Annotated in this window: 16 protein-coding genes; 5 read left to right on the plus strand and 11 right to left on the minus strand. The window is 54.3% G+C overall.

Going from position 1 to position 18,187, the window contains the following annotated elements; translation table 11 throughout:
• Nucleotides 1–1,569: SUMF1/EgtB/PvdO family nonheme iron enzyme (locus BUE18_RS14085; RefSeq protein WP_073476742.1), on the plus strand; the 1,569-nt coding region annotated here is incomplete at its 5' end.
• A 423-nt stretch (nucleotides 1,570–1,992) separates the two neighbouring features.
• Here the strand turns inward: BUE18_RS14085 and BUE18_RS14090 are convergent.
• Nucleotides 1,993–2,505 carry a chemotaxis protein CheD gene (locus BUE18_RS14090; RefSeq protein ID WP_073476744.1) on the minus strand — a complete coding sequence of 171 codons (513 nt, stop codon included), beginning with the start codon at nucleotides 2,503–2,505 and terminating at the stop codon, nucleotides 1,993–1,995.
• A gap of 73 nt (nucleotides 2,506–2,578) precedes the next feature.
• Complete coding sequence (locus BUE18_RS14095; RefSeq protein ID WP_073476745.1) at nucleotides 2,579–3,403, minus strand: amidohydrolase family protein; 825 nt, start codon at nucleotides 3,401–3,403, stop codon at nucleotides 2,579–2,581.
• Between the two features lie 195 nt (nucleotides 3,404–3,598).
• On the opposite strand from BUE18_RS14095, the gene BUE18_RS14100 reads away from it, so the two are divergent.
• The 4 genes from BUE18_RS14100 to BUE18_RS14115 are packed head-to-tail and all read left to right on the plus strand — an operon-like array spanning nucleotide 3,599 to nucleotide 6,896.
• Nucleotides 3,599–3,859 carry a hypothetical protein gene (locus BUE18_RS14100; protein WP_073476747.1) on the plus strand — a complete coding sequence of 87 codons (261 nt, stop codon included), beginning with the start codon at nucleotides 3,599–3,601 and terminating at the stop codon, nucleotides 3,857–3,859.
• A 26-nt stretch (nucleotides 3,860–3,885) separates the two neighbouring features.
• A complete protein-coding gene (locus BUE18_RS14105; protein ID WP_139264745.1) occupies nucleotides 3,886–5,079 on the plus strand; it encodes a phosphoglycerate kinase in 1,194 nt (397 codons plus the stop codon).
• Between the two features lie 38 nt (nucleotides 5,080–5,117).
• Nucleotides 5,118–5,822, plus strand: a complete 705-nt coding sequence (locus BUE18_RS14110; protein WP_083611023.1) for a TVP38/TMEM64 family protein — start codon at nucleotides 5,118–5,120, stop codon at nucleotides 5,820–5,822.
• A 45-nt stretch (nucleotides 5,823–5,867) separates the two neighbouring features.
• Nucleotides 5,868–6,896 carry a hypothetical protein gene (locus tag BUE18_RS14115; RefSeq protein ID WP_244549326.1) on the plus strand — a complete coding sequence of 343 codons (1,029 nt, stop codon included), beginning with the start codon at nucleotides 5,868–5,870 and terminating at the stop codon, nucleotides 6,894–6,896.
• A 9-nt stretch (nucleotides 6,897–6,905) separates the two neighbouring features.
• On the opposite strand, the gene BUE18_RS14120 is transcribed toward BUE18_RS14115, so the two are convergent.
• The 9 genes from BUE18_RS14120 to dsrK all read right to left on the minus strand — a co-directional run bounded on the left by BUE18_RS14120 (nucleotide 6,906) and on the right by dsrK (nucleotide 18,187).
• Nucleotides 6,906–7,355, minus strand: coding sequence for an N-acetyltransferase (locus BUE18_RS14120; RefSeq protein ID WP_073476753.1), 450 nt, complete (start codon nucleotides 7,353–7,355; stop codon nucleotides 6,906–6,908).
• 1 nt (nucleotide 7,356) lies between these two features.
• Nucleotides 7,357–9,336, minus strand: coding sequence for a penicillin-binding protein 1A (locus BUE18_RS14125; protein ID WP_073476754.1), 1,980 nt, complete (start codon nucleotides 9,334–9,336; stop codon nucleotides 7,357–7,359).
• On the minus strand, nucleotides 9,336–10,007 hold the full coding sequence (locus tag BUE18_RS14130; protein ID WP_073476756.1) for a CPBP family intramembrane glutamic endopeptidase: 672 nt from the start codon (nucleotides 10,005–10,007) through the stop codon (nucleotides 9,336–9,338). The genes BUE18_RS14125 and BUE18_RS14130 overlap by 1 nt, the downstream gene beginning before the upstream one ends.
• Entirely contained in the window at nucleotides 9,989–11,515 is a 1,527-nt protein-coding gene (locus tag BUE18_RS14135; protein ID WP_073476758.1) for a HEAT repeat domain-containing protein, read from the minus strand. The genes BUE18_RS14130 and BUE18_RS14135 overlap by 19 nt, the downstream gene beginning before the upstream one ends.
• A gap of 577 nt (nucleotides 11,516–12,092) precedes the next feature.
• On the minus strand, nucleotides 12,093–13,922 hold the full coding sequence (locus BUE18_RS14140; RefSeq protein WP_073476760.1) for an NAD-dependent malic enzyme: 1,830 nt from the start codon (nucleotides 13,920–13,922) through the stop codon (nucleotides 12,093–12,095).
• A 256-nt stretch (nucleotides 13,923–14,178) separates the two neighbouring features.
• Nucleotides 14,179–15,345 (minus strand): sulfate reduction electron transfer complex DsrMKJOP subunit DsrP, encoded by a 1,167-nt coding sequence (dsrP, locus tag BUE18_RS14145; RefSeq protein ID WP_073476762.1) that lies wholly within the window; start codon nucleotides 15,343–15,345, stop codon nucleotides 14,179–14,181.
• 7 nt (nucleotides 15,346–15,352) lie between these two features.
• Entirely contained in the window at nucleotides 15,353–16,168 is an 816-nt protein-coding gene (gene dsrO / locus BUE18_RS14150) for a sulfate reduction electron transfer complex DsrMKJOP subunit DsrO (RefSeq protein ID WP_073476764.1), read from the minus strand.
• A 5-nt stretch (nucleotides 16,169–16,173) separates the two neighbouring features.
• On the minus strand, nucleotides 16,174–16,566 hold the full coding sequence (dsrJ, locus tag BUE18_RS14155; protein ID WP_073476765.1) for a sulfate reduction electron transfer complex DsrMKJOP subunit DsrJ: 393 nt from the start codon (nucleotides 16,564–16,566) through the stop codon (nucleotides 16,174–16,176).
• A gap of 1 nt (nucleotide 16,567) precedes the next feature.
• Nucleotides 16,568–18,187 carry a sulfate reduction electron transfer complex DsrMKJOP subunit DsrK gene (gene dsrK / locus BUE18_RS14160; protein WP_073476767.1) on the minus strand — a complete coding sequence of 540 codons (1,620 nt, stop codon included), beginning with the start codon at nucleotides 18,185–18,187 and terminating at the stop codon, nucleotides 16,568–16,570.

The following is an 18,187-nucleotide window of genomic DNA, read 5'->3' on the forward strand; positions in this document are numbered from 1 at the left end:
GAAGAAAGCGGCTCGGAAGAAGAAAAGGAGGCAGGCGGCGAGGATCTTGAAATCGTCGAACTGGACGAGGATGAAGACCTGGAAGTTGAAGATGTGGAAGAAGGGGAAGGGGAAGAAGGGGAAGGGGAAGAAGGGGAGGAAGTTGGCGAACCTGATGCAGATGTGCGATTTGAAGATTTGGATGACGACGTCGAAATCATCGATACTGATGAATTGGAGTATGAAGACATTGAGGAAGAGCCGGAATCCATTGAAGAAGATGATGATGTTGAAATCGTGGAGTTGGATGATGACGAAGAATTGGTTGATGTGGAAGATTGGGAAGGAGATGAAGCCGCTCTTGATGATGATGTGGAGATTGTGGACGCCCCGGAAGACGGTTTGGAGGAAATTGATGAGTTGGAAGATGATGCGGACATCGTAGAAGATGGGATTGATGCAGATGTTGAGGAATTGGAAGGCGATTTGGAAGATGTTGAGGGGATGGACGACGATGAAGAACTGGAGGAAGTGGAGGAGGCTCTGTCTGATGAGGAAGGCGAGCCAACGGAGGGGGACGGATTCGGCGACGGAGATGTGGAGGAAGAGGACGAAGAGGAATTTGAAGAAGTAGGCTTTTTGGACGACGACGAGGAACTGGAGATCCTGGACGACGACATGGACTTGGAAGAGGTGGAGGAAGCGCCGGAGCAAGGCGCCATGGAACCCTCCATGGGCGCTCTGGGCGCGGACGATTCTCTGGAAGTGGAGGAGGATAAGGCCCGCGTCCTCGCCGAACAGTTCGACGGCTTTTTAGGCAGTATGGAAAAGGCCTACAATCAATATTTGCTCATTCCCGAAGGCAGGTATGTTGTGGGTTGCAAATCGCCGGGCAAGGGGGATCGGCCCAGGCAAAAAATTGACATGCCGCCTTTTTATATGGGCAAATTCCCCGTCACCAACGCCTTGTTTGAAATCTTTGTGGAAAAAACCGGGTACACCACTACGGCTGAAGAAAAAGGCTACAGCATGGTCTATAAAAGCCGGTACGAAAAAATCACCGATCCACGCACCGGCAAAACCCATGTCCGGTATAATCAATCCCGCAGTTGCGAAAAGGTGGAGGGCGCCAACTGGTATCAACCCCTGGGGCCGGGCAGCACATTGTACCGAAAAAGAAACCACCCCGTGGTCCATGTCAGCCGCCGGGACGCCATAGCCTTCGCCGCCTGGACCGGGAAAAAATTGCCTGGCGAGGACGAATGGGAAGCCGCAGCCCGCACCATAAAGGGTCTGATTTATCCTTGGGGAAGCGAATGGGAGGAAGGCAGGGCCAACACTGAGGAGGCCAAAATCGGCGACACCTGTCCTGTGGAGCATTTGCCCAACACCAATGCATTAAACATTTCAGGCATGGCGGGAAATATATTGGAATGGACGGCGGACCTGGCGGATTCTGACAAGCCCGAAGTCTTTGTGGTGAAAGGCTCCGCCTGGATTTCATCCCCGCCCGCCCCTTTATACGCCCGGACGTTCTGCAAAGGGTCCGAAACCTCCAATATTCTGGGATTCAGATGCGTGGCGATTTGAAGCCGCCTTATTTCATGCGGCCAGCATTGCAGTCCGTTTTTACACACTATTCGAGTTGTTGAATCTTACCCGTCAATATTCCACAAAGACACTGGGTCCCCGTTTCCGGAATTGCGTCATGATGATTGCAAAACAACCACAATCATCCCGCCGCATCCCTCCACGGGGATGACGGAGAGAGACAGCTATAGGAATATATCGGTTTAAGCGGCCTATAGGGGATTCCCTTTACGCCTGCACGCCCTATGAACTCACTTATAGCGCATAAGACCGTCATCCCCGCAAGGGTGATCCGCGTTTCCGGATCGCCCGCAAGCGGGGACCCAGCGTCATTTTTTTTGCGGCCCGGAACTGGTTCATGGCGGCCAGCTTCTGAACGCTGTTTTCGGAGGGATTAAACAAGCATAAAGTTCAGGGAGCACTTCAACGCTCCCCTTCGTAAGGGTACCAATCCGAAGGCCTGAGACGCTCCACCTTCATGACCGCGGTTTCGTTCTTCTCGGAATGAAAAACCAGCTTCCGCCCTTTTTCCCCGCCCACGTCTTCGGACACGACCTTGACGCCTTTTTTCTTCAACACCATACGGGCCAGTTCCACGTTTTCCTCGCCCACGTCTTCCTGGCTGTATTCCGGATTATAGGCGCCGCCGAAAATCTGGGCTTCCAGGTGGCGAATTTTGGAGCCTGCTTCCAGCATCATGTTGATGAGGGTGGGGATGGCTACGTTTCCGTAATGGGCGGTGGCCTGCTTTGGATCGGAAGTTCTGGGATATTTGAAATGACTCATGCCGCCCACGCGGCGTTTTTTATCAAAAAGGCTCACAGCCACGCAGGTTCCCAGCACCGTGGAAATAAGGGTCGGCTTGCTGGGCACAAAAATGTACGCAGGCTTGAGAAAATAATCCGCTTCGGCCGGTATGTTGTTTGCCCCGGTCACGGCGCACCTCTTTGTCCGTTTAACGTTGCTTTGTTAAATGCATCCGGCGGAGTCCTCCGCCGAAAAGGTTGATTTACTGGGGCAAAAGCCCCACGCCGTTTTCCCAGAACACCTTATCGTAAAACTCTTGGGAGAGTTTCATTTCCAGCATGGCGTCGATTTCCCCTTCCCTGGGAAGGATAAGATTGGGAAAATCAGATCCGTAAAGGATCCGGTTTTTATATTGTTCCAGTTTTTCGGGACCTTGGTCGTAACGAACGTTGTCCCACGGCAAAAAGGAAAACGCCGTGTCCAGCATGAGGTTCTCATGCTTATCCAAAAGGTCCATGAAGCCTTTGTATTCCAGGCCGCCCATATGGGGGACGGTGGCCGGAAGCTCAGGATACCGTTCCAGCACTTTCAAAAAATATTCCAGCCCCACGCAATTGTTGGACACAGGCCCGGTGCCGATGTGCATGAGCAGGCGCTTGCCTTTTTCCATAATGAGCTCGTACAGGTCAAAGAGCCGCGGATCATGGGGAAAAAAATCCGTCACCAGAAACTGGAGCTTTATGCCCAACACCTTGGGATGGCTCAGTATGTCCCGGGTCAAGGCCATGCGGTCTTCGTCTCCGGGATGAAAGGCGGCCAGGCAAAAAAGATCGTCGTATTCATCCAGGACCTTGGCGTTCCACTCGTTCAATGCCTTGGCCACGCCCGGTTTGTGGGCGTAATTGCAATACACGATTTTTTCTACGTTATGCTCCCGCAAGTAGTCGATGCATTCGCGGTAGTAAAGCTGATGAATCACCTTCCAATCGTAATCATGCACGAACTGCCGCCAAATCGCTTCAAACAATTTGTCAGGAAACAAATGGACATGGAAATCAATGATTTTTTTAGGAATTCTTGGGTTCATTCCGTTGCTGCTATGATCCTTTTAAGCTATTATAATCCGGGGGGTGTACCGCTTTGAAAGTCAGTATGAACGGGCTTGTTCATTTGGTCAAGGGCAAACAAAAATATTTCAAAAGTGCATTTCGGCGGTTGTTAAAAAATCACAAATATGTTAATAAGTTGGAATTGTTCAAATGAACTAGGACGGATGCGGCGTATGACATTTCCAAAGTGCTTCGGGGATTTGCAAAAAGTCTTCCCAATGGGGGAGGACGGACTTAGGGCGTCGCCGGATGAATGCCTTGCCTGCCAGTGCAAGACCGATTGTCTACGATACGCCCTGGCCGGTACGGACGGGACGGCGGTGCACGAGGAGCAGGTGGACAAGGTTTATAATTCGGGGAATATGGGATTTTTGGAGCGGTGGTCCAAAAGAAAGACCCTGCACAGGGCGAAATCAAAAAAGAAAAACACATAAAAATTAAGAAAGTCGGAGCGGAAGCCATGCTGAACATGAGGGACGTGGATATTTCGGGGAAGCGCGTTTTAATTCGAGTTGACGTTAATGTGCCTTTGGACGCCAATTTAAACATTACGGACGACACCCGTATCCGCGCAGTATTGCCGTCAATCAATTACGCGTTGGACGAAGGCGCCAAAGTGATCATCGCCTCGCACATGGGGAGGCCCAAGGGACAGGTCGTTCCGGAGCTCAGCATGGCGCCGGTGGCCAAACGTTTTAAGCGTTTGCTGAAAAAGGAAGTGGAATTGGCGCCGGACAGCATAGGCCCGGAAGTCAAGGCCATGGTGGAGAAAATGCAGGACGGCGACGTCATCATGCTGGAAAACCTGCGTTTCCACCAAGCGGAAATTGACAATGACGACGCATTCGCCAAGGAATTGGCGTCTTTGTGCGACGTTTATATAAATAATGCATTCGCCGTGGCTCATAGGGAGAACGCCTCCGTGGTGGCCATCACCCGGCATGCTCCGGTTTGCGCGGCGGGCTTTTTGCTCCAAAGCGAGTTGAACTATTTCGCCAAGGCCATGAACGATCCGGCCAGGCCCCTGGTGGCCATTATCGGCGGGGCCAAGGTTTCCAGCAAACTGGGCGCCCTGCATCACATGCTCCAGCATGTGGACAAATTTGTGGTGGGCGGCGCCATGGCCTCCACCTTCCTGAAAAGCGTGGATTACAATGTGGGCAAGTCCAAGGTGGAAGACGACCTGTTGTGGGAAGCCCGCTCCCTGATGAAAAGAGCGACCATGCAGGGCACGGCCTTTTACATCCCGGTGGACGCGGTGGTGGCGGACCGTTTCTCCCCCGATGCGGAAAGCAAAATCGTGCCTATCCGTGAAATTCCGCCGGAATGGATGATCATGGACATCGGCCCGGCGACAGCCCTTTTGTACTCCGAGGTTCTCGCCAGCGCCAAAACCATCATCTGGAACGGCCCCATGGGCGTGTTTGAAATGGACGCATTCAGCCGGGGCACCATGTCCATGGTGAATTACGTGGCCAATTCCTATGCATTGTCCATCGTAGGCGGCGGCGATACGGACGTGGCCATTCACAAGGCCGGTGAGACGCATAGAATCACGTACATTTCCACGGGCGGCGGCGCCTTCCTTGCTCTTATGGAAGGCAAAACCCTGCCGGCTGTTGCAGCTTTGGAAAGGCATCAGGCGAAAATTTAAACGGCAGAGGCATAGCGAAATAAAGGCCTTTAAGGCTCATGGAGACACCGACCCCAAAAATTAGAACCAGGATCGCCGTGGCTGCCCTGGTTCTATTGGGGATTGGAGCAGCACTGGAACTATATTACGGCGGCTTAGGGGCGAGATTGGGACGCCTGGCCGAGCTCATGCGGGAAAAGGAAAGCATGAGCATGTTCATGGAGTCCCTGGGACCGAGCGCTCCCTTGTACTTTATCGCCATACAAGCGGCCCAGGTTGTTCTGGCGCCCATTCCAGGAGAGGCCACGGGCTTTGTGGGCGGATATTTGTTCGGAATTTTTCCTGGATTCATTTTTGCAACCATGGGCCTTACCATCGGCTCGGTTATCAATTTTTTTCTGGGAAGATTTTTCGGCCGTAAGTACTTAAAATTTTTTATATCCGAAAAAAGCCTGGAGAAGTTTCGAGACTTATTGAGACGCCAGGGAGTTGTGGTGGGATTCCTCCTGTTTTTGATTCCCGGCTTCCCCAAAGACGTCTTGTGCCTGATCGTCGGGCTAGGCTCCATGCCCTTGGCGGTCTTTCTGGTCATCAGCACCTTGGGGCGCATGCCGGGCACCTTGCTCCTGGCCATCCAGGGGGCCAGCGTGTACGAAGCCCATTATACGCTTTTTGCAATAGTTGCAGGGGTTACTGTTTTGATCGGGGCGGGGGCCGCCCTTAATAAACAACGGATTTACACATTTTTGGAAAGGTTTAAATAGGAGGCCTGTCAATTGTCACACTGGATGAGCAGAGATGAGCTGAGCATGCAGAACAGGCTCCGGAGGTCTCATTACGAGGTCCTTCGGGATGAACTGGACCAGTACGTTTTGGATTACGCCCTCACAGGGTCTTATAAAGCCTTCAAGGCCGCGGGCGTCCCCTATCCTTTTGTGGAAAAAAGGGAATTAAAACCCAGGGCGCGCATTCCTCAGGAGGAATATGGGGAGCAAAAGGCCTTTTTAATCCTTTTTGTGGAGGACAGCGTTCCCTCCATCCATAAGAAATACATCCGCTTTTTTGACGTCAACAAGACGACCAAGGCCAACTTGTTTAAAAACAAGGCCATCCCCCTGTCCAGCCATTTTGACAGGAATTTGAAGTATTTTGAGTCCCGTAAGTTTTTCGACCTCATGGAGTGGCTGCTGCCCGTGGACTACGCCCTGCTTATCCAAAGGGAACCGGCATCCAAAACCCGGGACCGGTTCAGCCTTTCGCATTTTCATGTTCGCGTGGACTGGCCCATTGCGGACGCCGCCGAAGATTTGGCCAGGCGTCTGCGTTATATTTCCAAGGAATTGTACGAAAAAGGGGAATCCTACGCCGAAGACCTGCAAAAGAAATTCTTTGAGTATTACTCCATGCCGGTCATGGCGGGAGGGAGAAGGACTGCGGCCATTGTTGCAGCCCAATTTTTAAGAAAGCTCCCTTGCATCTCCACCATATACGCAGGAAGCAGCGAAACCCGGGCCACCATCCGCATTTCGGAAAAAGACATTTCCAAATGCATCCTCATGAAGTTGAACGCCAAGGAAATGGAGCGGATCGCCCAGGAAAACCTCCTGTCCCTGGCCGCCTTCAAAAAGAATTATCTGGTCGCCAGGGAAGGCAACTCAGGCGTGGCCATATTCCAGGCAACCTACGTCCACACCAGCCAGGCCTGCCCGCCGGAAGACGGCAAACTGCGTGAGCTCAAGCCGGATCTCCATTGGCTGCGGGTGGAAAGCCAGCATTTGCTGCCCAGGCCCGGGGTGTTTAAATTCGCGCCCTTGCCCTACCCCATTATTTACAGTTAATAAGGCGGCCTATATCCGGCGCAGCATGGCAATTTCGTCGCAGTCCGGGAACTTGACGCAGTTGATGCAATCAGCCCAAATTTTTTGAGGAAGCTCATTTTTGTCGATCACGGCAAAATCGTGGAGTTCGAAGAACTTCGGCGCATAAGTGAGGGTGAACAGTTTTTTAATCTTGAACTTCAGGGCCTCTTCCATGCTGAACTCCAGCAGATGAGACCCTATTTTTTTGTGCTGATGCTCCGGCTTGACCGCCAAAGACCGGATTTCCGCCATGTCCTCCCAGCAAATCTGAAGCCCGCAGCAGCCAATCACCTCGTCGCCTTCCGCATACACGCAAAAGTCGCGTACGTGGTCGTACAAGGCCATGAGAGAGCGGGGCAAGAGCGTTCCCTTGGCGGAAAAAATCTGTAAAATCTGATGGATCTGCTTTATATCAGCCACGGTGGCTTTTCGTATCATGTTAATTCTCCAAAAATTTTTCAGGCAGCCTGGGCTCAGGCGCCCCTCTCCGGGGTTCGGTTCCTTTTATGAACAAGGCCTGCACCCCATGCCCGGGCGAGGTCGGTTTGCCCGACACCGGGTCTATAAAAACCGAGATTACCCCATCCGGGCGAGGAAAGTAAACAACGGAGCGATCCTGCATTGCATTTTTCATGAAATCCACCCAGATAGGCAAAGCGGCCCGCGACCCGGTTTCGGTCCGGCCTAGGGAAGCGCCGTCGTCCCGGCCCACCCAGACGCCTGCTGCAAACTCCGGGGTGAAGCCTATAAACAGGGCGTCCTTGCACTGGGACGAGGTGCCGGTCTTGCCGGCCACCGGACCGGGCACGACCTGGGCTGCTTTACCGCTCCCTTCCTTGACCACCGCTTCCAGCATATCCACAATGACGGCCGCGTCCTGTTCGGCGACGGCGATCTTTTGTTCGTGCCTGGGTCTGTATATGACTTGGCCTGACCGGTCTATGGCTTCCAGCACGGAATTGGGTTCGTTCCACTTTCCGCCGTTGGCGAAAGCGGCGTAAGCAGCCGTCAATTCCAGGAGCGTGACCTCCGAACTGCCCAGGGAAAGGGATAGATAAGGCTTTAATTCAGACTGAATTCCCAGGCTTTTGGCCTTTTCGATCACCCGCGTGGGGGATAAGGCGTAAATCAGACGAGCCGCCGGGATATTCCGGGAATATGCCAGGGCCCTGCGAAAACATATTTCGCCCTGAAAATTGCCCGAATAATTTTCAGGCTTCCATTCGGCGGTTTCCCTGCTTTTGGGAAAAATCACTTCCTCGTCCAGGACCAGGGTGCTCTGGGTCAGGCCTTCTTCCAGACCGGCGGCGATCACAAAGGGCTTGAACGAAGACCCCGGCTGTCTCTTGGCCATGACGGCCCGGTCGTATTGACTCTCGCCAAAGTCCACGCCGCCCACGTGGGCCAAAATTTCCCCGGTTTTCACGTTCAGGCAGATCAACCCGGCGTTGACCTCCCCGGGCGCCAGCCCTTCCCTTTCCTGAACCGCTTCCACGCCCTTTTTTACGGCCTGCTCCGCAAATTTCTGGAGCCGATAATTTAAGGAGGTGTGGATTTCCAGGCCGCCCTGATACAAAAGGTTCTCGCCAAGCTCTTCGCCAAGCTCCTTCCGCAGTTGGGCTGTATAGTACGGCGCTTTATCCTTTCCTGACCGGGATGCCGTGACCACGGGCTCGTTCACCGCCTGCTCATATTGCTCCTGCGTGATGTCGCCCACGTCCAGCATTTGCTTTAACACCACATTCCGCCGCCACTCTGCTTTTTCCTTGTTGGCCAAAGGCGAATAGGCGGAAGGCGCTTTGGGCATGCCCGCGATCAAGGCGCACTCGGCCAGGGTCAACTCGTCCAGCTCCTTGCCGAAAAATCTGCGCCCGGCCTCCTGTACGCCAAAGGCGCCGCTGCCAAAGGGAATCTTATTCAGGTAAAGCTCCAGGATTTCGTCCTTGGTGTAGCGGCGCTCCAACTGCAAAGCCAGGACGGCTTCCTTCAGCTTGCGGGTAAGAGTTTTCTCCGGGCTGAGAAAGTGGTTCTTGGCCGTCTGCTGGGTGATGGTGCTGGCGCCCTCCTTAAACCGGCCCGCCTTGATATTGCTGACCACCGCCCTCATGAGCCCTTTCACGTCCACGCCGAAGTGGTCGTAAAAACTCCGGTCCTCCGTGGCGATGATCGCCTGCCGGATAGCTTTGGGAATTGTCTCCAAAGGCGCCGGGTCGCGCCTTTCCTGGCACCATTCATCCAGAACCACGCCGTCCGAAGAATATACGCGGGTAATGCTTAAAGGCTTGGTGCTTTGAAGGTCTTGAATTTCCGGCAGGTCGTGCATCAGGCCGAAGTACAACGCAATCCCCGAGCCTGCAATGGCGCCCAACAAGATAGTCAGGGCCAGAGGCAGCCATTTTTTAATCCTGGATTTTGCCATCAGACTCCTAAGGTCTTGCCTAAAACCCCCAATCCGGCCATGGCCAGGTTGCCGGACATATGGATCATGAGAGGAACCAGGAGGCTTTTTTCCCTTTCGTATGCATAGGCGAAAACAAGGCCTCCCACGGTTTGGGTGACGGGGATGCCGGCCGATAAATCGTGGCTGAATACAAACAAAGCCGTGCTGCCTATTATGGCGGTCCAAGCGCCCCACTGCCTTAGAAAGCCGAACAACAAGCCGCGATAAAAAACCTCTTCGGCAATGGGGCCAATTAGGCCGGCGCCCAGAATATAGGCCAGGGCCGGCCAAAAAGCATGGGGAACCGGATTGCCGAACAAGGTCAAGGGATTCCTGTCCATAAAAAAATAAACGGCGGCCATGCCCGCCCCTGCCAGGGCGGCGAAGCTCAGGCACCAGATGCAGCCTCTGATCAGGCCCCTTTTCCAGGTGGAGGGCCCAAAACCGAGGCATGAAGCGCCTGACCCCATTTTCACCGTAATCAATATGATAAGCGCTGTTTCCACCATGCGCAAGACCAGCATGGCCCACTTGGCCATGATCCTGGATTCGGGCGCAATATAGGCGAACAAGGCCTCGCACAGAATTACTGCTGCTACGGCCGTAAAAAAGGTTTTAATATCAATGGATTTTATATTTGTTGTCTCCATCCCAACCTTCTTAACGCATTATATGCGTATAGCTGTACATAATAATGATCCGAATTTTTAACGATATCCTCAAGATATCCCGAGGGCCTGTCCCACGGCCTGCGGCCCAGAGCCCAAATTGCCTGACAGCGCACATTGGGCGAAGGATCCTTTAGCAGAAACAGCAAGTCCTTAAGGCTTTCCTTGTCCTGATTATGGGCCAGAACCCTGGCCAGCCAATAGCGCTCGGCCATCTTGGGGCTATGGAGCAAATCATCATAGGCGGCGTGTTCGCGGATGTTCAGGTCCTTACTCATATAATTGCGCAGGCCGGCCAGGCGCTCCCTGGAAGAAGACGATTCCAGCAATTCCTGGGGCGGCTTGCCTTCCTGCCCCCTGTGCGCAAAATAGGCCAATTGCGTGTACAAGGACAAGCCGATGACCATCCAGACGGCTGCGGTTATAGCCGCGCCTTTTTTCCGGCCAAGCCATATGGAAGCAAGCCCTGCCATAATGCTGAACAGAAAGGTGTAAATCCCCATGGGAAGCCCCAGCAGGAGGCTGCTGTACACCGTGCTGCGGAAGTTCTTCTGCAGGTCGCATTGATCGGCCAGGGCTTCCAAATGCTTCCCCGGAGCGTGCAGGAAGTCTTTGTATGTAAGGCTTTCTATTTTCCGGCCGCACCAGCCTTCAAGGATAAACGGGGCATCCTTGCCGTCGCCGTAGGTTATGACGATGTCCGCCGCATTTTTATCTTCCACGACAAAATAGTACGCGGCCAGCAGTTTATTGCGTAAAACCATCTTCTTTTTGGAGTTCGGATTGCCGGACAAATAAACCGTACGCATGGCCCGTTTGTCCAGGGGTTTAAAAGTGCGTGCAGCATACAATGTATAGTCGTAGTAAAAATCGTTCACCGCCAGGCCGGGCTTGTTATTCAGCAAAATGGCGTCCCGCAAATCCACAAAAGGGTCTTTGGAAGATTGGAAAGCCCAGAGCAGGCCCAGAATCACCACCGGCAGGACGAAAAAGAATTGCGGCGCCCAGCCTCGGGAGGGCTGCCGCCTTAAGAGGATGTTACGCCTCCACATGATCGCCGCCGGCGCAGGCGGGATCAGGATGAAAAAGGCGGTTTGCTGCCAGCTGCCCCAATTGGCGTTAAGAAAAAAGAAATACGCCCAAAACAAAAGAAAGATGCAAAGGCCGGCCCAAAATCGCTGTATTTTGCCGCAAAACATGCCCACGGCCATAAAAACCAGAGAAAGCCCAACGCCCAGGGTAAATGTGTAAAACACAGCGGAAAAAAAAGCGGTTTTGAATTCCAGCAGCAGGGGCTGGACAATTTTGTTCGGGACGACCAAATATCCCTGAGAATTCAAAACCTGGAGTATGGCGTGATACTCCTGGTTGGAAGCATAAATCCACAATGCAGCAATAATATGGCATACGGCCATGCCGGATAGCAGAGCAACAGGCGGGCTTAGAAGCCAGGGAATCCTGTTTTCAGCAATTTCGGAATCAGACGTCAACGCCGCCCCCCTCTCAAGGCAGAATGGATGGATTTAGATCAATACAGTTTTCGTCGGGTTTGAAGTCCATCCGTATTTTCGCCGCTGAGTTGCGCAAAGCCGGACTTCCTAACCCGACCTACGAACGCCCTAACGGAATCGTAGGTTGGGTAGAGCATGAAAACGCGTGTTAAAGGCCCGAGAACCGCATTTTGCAGGATCGCATTGCATTGGCCTTTTTCTTTTCGCAAAACCCAACATAAAAAAACCCGGGCCGTTCTTCACAAAATCCCGCCTCCTCGGGTCTCAAACGTCAAACGTAGACTTGACCCCATTGCTTTCATTTTCGCCGCTGAGTTGCGCAAAGCCGGACTTCCTAACCCGACCTACGAACGCCCTAATGGAATCGTAGGTTGGGTAGAGCATGGGAAGGCGTTATGAAAGCCCATGAACTGCATCTTGCAGGATCGCATTGAGTGGCCTTTTTCTTTTCGCAAAACCCAACATAAAAAAACCCGGGCCGTTCTTCACAAAATCCCGCCTCCTCGGGTCTCAAACGTCAAACGTAGACTTGACCCCATTGCTTTTAAACATCGCTCTATTTTACAGGTTCACCCTTATCACAATCCTGGCTTCCCACATAGTCCATATATGTGGGGATGTACATGAGGGATGCAATGTGGGCTTCCAGGTCGCCGGGCCTGGGATGGGTGGCCAGGCCCTGGTCATAGGCCACTTCCGCCACGGCCGAAGCGATCTCCAGGGAAACCTCCCGGATGCGGGTGAGAGGCGGCAGCAGCATACCCTGCTCTTGCTCTTCGGGGGTAACCAAGCCGGACAAAACCCTGGCGGCCGCCAAAAACATTTCGTCCGTAACCTTGCGGGACCAGCAGGCCATGCATCCCATGCCAACGCCGGGAAAGATGTACACGTTGTTGCCCTGGGCGGGGAAGCGCTTTTCACCCGCATAGGTGAAGGGCTTGAACGGGCTGCCGCTGGCGAATACGGCCCGGCCTTCGGTCCATTGGCAGGCGTCTTCGGCCGTGCACTCGGCTTTGGTAGTGGGGTTGGACAGGGGAAAAACAATGGGCTTTTCGTTATATTCCGCCATGCGCTCCAGGATTTCTTTCGTGAACATCTTTCCCTGGCCCGAAACACCGATAATGGCCGTGGGCCGGACGGATTCCACAGCCTCCAACAGGCTGGAAGCCGGGGCGTGGTCATGGGCGAACTCCCTTTTGTGGGCGTTCAGATTGTCGCGGTTTTTAACCACCAGACCTTTGGAATCCACAAACCAGCAGCATTGACGCGCTTTTTCCTCGCTGACGCCCTCGTCGACCAGGGCGGAGACGATCAGGTTGGCCGCACCCATTCCCGCCTCTCCGGCGCCCAGAAACAGGAATTTCTGGTCGGCCATGCCGCCGCCCGTATAGCGCAAGGCGGAATAGATGCAGGCCAGGGCCACGGCGGCCGTGCCCTGAATGTCGTCGTTAAAGCACAGGACTTCGTCCCGGTACTTGTCCAAAAGCCGGAACGCGTTGGCGTTGGAAAAATCCTCAAACTGGATCAAGCACCGGGGAAACACCTGCTGTACGGCGACCACAAACTCCTCCAACAGCTCGTCGTAGGCTTCGCCCCTTAACCTGTTCTGGGTCAACCCGAAATAAAGGGGATCTTCCAGCAATTCCTTGTTTTCCGTGCCCACGTCAATGGTCACGGGCAGGCTCAGGGAGGGATGTATGCCCGCGCAGGCCGAATACAAGGCCAGCTTGCCGACCGGGATGCCCATGCCGTCGGCGCCCAGGTCTCCCAGACCCAGGATGCGTTCGCCGTCGGTCACCACGATGAGGCGCACGTCCTTTTGAGGCCAGTTCCGCAGGACGCCCGCCACCCGGCCCTTGTCCTCGGCGCTGATGAAAATCCCCCGGGAGCGCCTGAATATATGGGCGTATTCCTGACAGGCCTGGCCCACGGTAGGGGTGTACACCACGGGCATGAGTTCCTCGATATTTTCCATCAAAACCCGGTAATACAGGGTCTTGTTCCGGTCCGACAGGCTGTTCAAATATACGTATTTGTCCAGGTCGTTTTCGATCTTGCGCAGGTTTTCCAAAATGCGCATGACCTGGGCTTCCATGGTGTGCACCCGGGGCGGCAGAAGCCCGTTCAGGCCCAATAGCTCCCGCTCCTCTTTGGTAAAGGCCGTGCCCTTGTTTAAAAAAGGATCGCGAAGAATAGCCGCGCCGTGGGGAAGGCTTTCCAGACGCCCCATTCTTTCCAGATTTTCGGCGGAATTGGCAAAGACGCTTTTGCGTAAGATGGAACGGAGATTGATATGGCCTAAAAACTGGGAGAGCGCGTCGTTATCCACCAGATCCTGGGGGAAGCGGATGACCATTTCCTGGCCTTCGAATTGGACCTTATACATGGTAAAACCCCTTGTAAGGATTTGAATCCAGGCGGCTGCGTCAGCCGCTGAAAACCCGCGCCGCCCCCCATGTGAACCTTCGGCGCAATTAATCATATTTCAAGGCCCTTGAACAAAACGGGGCTCATTCCAGCCAAAGGAATGAACCCTGAATAATGTAACACAGTTGCAACCGCTTTGTTAAGCGTTCTTTAAATAAAACGGGGCTCACCCTCATGGATGAACCCCGTTTGTTTCTTTCATTCAAGCGGAACGGTTAGTGGGCAGCGTCGCCCACTTCCGCTTTTACGCCGATGGCGATTTTGTACAGCACGGTGACGATCAAAGCGCCCACGGCGTACACGCCCACGGAGATCACCAGCTCGTTCAATGTGGGAGCGTATTCATTCACATGCTCAAGCGGGTTGGGGATGAAGCCAGCCACGACCAGAGCCACGCCCTTTTCCAACCAGGTGGAAAGCACCAGCATGATCAGGGCGGGAATGAGCAGGTTGTAATTGTTGCGGAACTTGGGCGGAATCAGCAGGATCAACACAATCACCGCTAAAATCACCGAAGCCCACATGACAGGCACCAGGGCGTGTCCTCCATGAAGTCCTGCAAACAGATACACGAACGCGTGCATATGGCCCGGAAGCTGGCTGTAAAAAGCCGTGAAGAGTTCCAGAAGCAGAAAGAACACGTTCAGGATCATGGCGTAAGTGATGATGACCGCCAGGGATTTGATGGCCTTGTCGCCTGCGTCAAAAGAAGTGAACCTCCTGAGGAAGAACACAATCAGCAGCAGGATGGCCGGCCCGGCGCAGAAAGCGCCGGCCAGGAATCGGGGCGCCATGATGGCGGTGAGCCAAAAATGGCGGCCCGGCAGGCCTGCATACAGGAAAGCCGTGACGGTATGGATGCTGACAGCAAAAGGAATGGACAGGTAGATAAGAACCTTGACCCACTTTTGATAGTGGATGCCTTTCCTTTCGTTCTGGAGCACCGTCCAGCCGATGATAATGTTAAGGAACATGTAGGTGTTCAAAACGACCATGTCCCAAAAAAGGACGGAATTGGGAGTGGGGAAGATGATCATGTTCATCATGCGCATGGGCTGACCAAGGTCAACCAATACGAACAGGAGGCACATGGTGATCGCGCCCACAGCCATGAATTCGCCGAGGATGGTGATTTTGCCGAAGGCTTTGTGGTCGTGCAGGTAATAAGGCATGACCAGCATAACGCCAGAGGCCGCCACACCCACCAGATAGGTGAGCTGTGCGATGTAGAATCCCCAGGAAACGTCGCGGCTAAGGCCCGTCAGAGTCAGACCTTCGTTGAACTGACGGAGATAAGCCCCGAATCCCACGGCTATCAATAACAGAAGAAATCCGATCCATCCCCAGTATTTGCTGTCTCCGGTTAACGCCTTTTCAAGCATAATTACCTCACACTATATAGTAAACTTGGGGTTGAGTTCCAACTTCGGGTTTCCGCCTGATGGTGTAGTTGTTGCGCAGCACCTTGCGGATTTCCGATTCCGGATCGTTCATGTCGCCGAAAACCAGTTCGCCGTTCTTACAGGCTTCCACGCAATGGGGCTGCAGCCCCTTGTCCAACTGCTCCGCGCAGAAGTTGCATTTTTCCACGACGCCCTTCATCCTGGTGGGGAACTCGGGATTGATTTCCAAACTGGCAATCCTGGGGTCCTTGAAGTTGAAGCTCCGGGACCCGTAAGGGCACGCCGCCATGCAGAAGCGGCAACCGATGCAACGGTGGAAGTCCATGATGACGATGCCGTCTTCGCGCTGAAAGGTGGCCTTGGTGGGGCACACGCGCACGCAGGCGGGGTTTTCGCACTGGTTGCAAAGAACCAGGACTTCGTTCTGGGTCACCTTGGGGGGCAGATGTTCGTTCATCTGCCCGGGGAAGGCGTTTTCGAATTCCTCTTCCCAGATCCACTTGATTTCGTCTTTGTTGTATTTGTCCCCTTTTTTCCGCAAAGGATGCAGGGGGATGTTATGGGCGTGGTTGCAGGCATGGATCATTTTTTCCATGGATTCCGCGGTCAGCTTGCGGGTGTCCACGACCATCGCCCATCTGGCGCCCTTTTTGGCTTCCGGATAAGGGGCCGCTCCCTTGGGGCCGAGCAACAGCTCCTTGGCGGAATCCAGCAAGTTCGCCTCCGCCGCCGTGGCCCCGGCCGCCACGCCTATGGTAGCGACGCCTGCAGCCTTCAGGAAGTGTCTTCTATCGCTTTTCATGACTCTTATCCCTCCTTCGGCGGTTCGATATGGCAGTCCCAGCAGAAGGGGTCGACTGCGGCGTAGGTATGGCACCTGTCGCAGAACTCTGCCTTGTTAGAATGGCATTCCATGCACGTGTTGGACAGGCTCATTTCGTAGAGCTGGCCGTCGATGCCGGGGGCCGTGTGGTTGGAATCCCTCACAACGGAGTCGCGCCACAGGTCCAGCACCTGCATATGGTTCGCCTGCATGTTTTCACGCACGCACACGGGATTTCCCATGCTCTTGATGGCCGGTGTATCCAGGCTCGGCTGAGGAACCGCCGGAGCGCCGCCGCCCACGTTCAGAATGAACGGAGAGGCGAACAGGGCCACAAAGATGACAAGTCCGGTGATGATTTTACCTGAATCGTACATCCTATTCTTCCTCCATTCCGGCAAGCGGCTCAAAACGAAGGTCTTCGGTGCGCTCTTTCTCGCCGTCTAAAATAAGAGCGTTTCCTACCAGTTCGTGGACGCCGGCGACCTGAACTCCGGGCACCCAGTAATCCATCAGGGGAGGCAGGGCGGCGCGGTCGATAGCGCAGACGCAGGCAACCGTGTTAACGCCATGTTTCTCATGGACGTGCTTGACTGCGTTGGCCCTGGGCATGCCGCCGCGGAACCTCAGCTCCAAATCCTCGCCGGCGTTGAGGCCGGACCCGCTGCCGCAGCAGAAGGTTTGCTCCCGGATGGTTCCTTCGGGCATTTCATAGAAATGGTTGCACATTTCCTTGATGATGTACCTGGGTTCTTCCAAAAGCCCCATGCCCCGGGAGGGGTTGCAGGAGTCGTGGAAAGTCAGATTGTAGTTGTCGTTCCTGGTTTTGTCGAACTTGAGCTTGTTGTGCCTCAGGAGGTCGGCCGTGAACTCGGTGATGTGGATCATCTTGGTGGAAGCGGCGTTCTGGAACACCGTGCCCGTGATGGGGCTCTTGGGAACTTCCAGATGATCCGCAGGTCCGTTCATGGTGTCCATGTACTGATGGATCACGCGCCACATATGGCCGCACTCGCCGCCGATGATGTACTTGACGCCAAGGCGTTTGGCCTCCATGTACATTTTGGCGTTGAGGCGCTTCATCATCTCATGGGAGGTGAAAAAGCCGAAGTTGCCGCCTTCGGAAGCGTAGGTGCTCCAGGTGATGTCCAGACCCATGCTTTCCAGGTAATGGAAAAGGATCAGGTATCCCATGGCGGTGTATGTGCCGGGATCGGCGAACACGTCGCCGGAAGGCGTGATGAACAGAATTTCGGCGCCCTTCCTGTTAAAGGAAGGATTGACCCTGACGCCCGTGACGTCCTCGACTTCGTCTACGAAAAAGTCGATCATGTCTTTGAAGGCGTGGGGCTGGATGCCCAAGTGGTTTCCCGTGCGGTAGCAGTTGGAAACCGGAGTGGCGATCCAGTCGATGTTCAGGCCCAGGAGGTTCAGCAGCTCCCGGCCGATGATGGTGATTTCCGCGGTGTCAATGCCGTAGGGGCAGAACACGCTGCAACGGCGGCATTCCGTGCACTGGAAAAAGTAGGTCCACCATTCCTTGAGGACTCTTTCGTCCAGTTTCCGGGCGCCGACCATTTTGCCGAGCAGCTTGCCGGCCAGGGTGTATTCCTTGCGGTATACGGACCGGAGCAGTTCAGCGCGGAGCACGGGCATATTTTTGGGATCGCCGGAGCCGATGAAAAAGTGGCATTTATCGGCGCAGGCGCCGCAGCGCACGCACACGTCCATGAAAAGCTGGAGGGAGCGGAACCTGTGCAGCCTGTCATGCAGGCCTTCCAGGACGATTTCCATCCAGTTTTCGGGCAGGTGCCAATCCTCTTCGATGGGATCCCAGTCTCTACCGTTGGGCATGCCTACAATGTTAAGGGGCTTGGCCTTTGCAGAGTAGCAATACATGCCCGGTCTGATAACCGCCGGCGTATCCATCCACCCCGTTTTCGGCGGAGTGTGGTTGATCGCGGCCATTTCTTCTACCTTCGGGACTTCGTCAGCCAT

This window comes from Desulfatibacillum alkenivorans DSM 16219, from assembly GCF_900142135.1.
Classification (GTDB): Bacteria; Desulfobacterota; Desulfobacteria; order Desulfobacterales; family Desulfatibacillaceae; genus Desulfatibacillum; species Desulfatibacillum alkenivorans.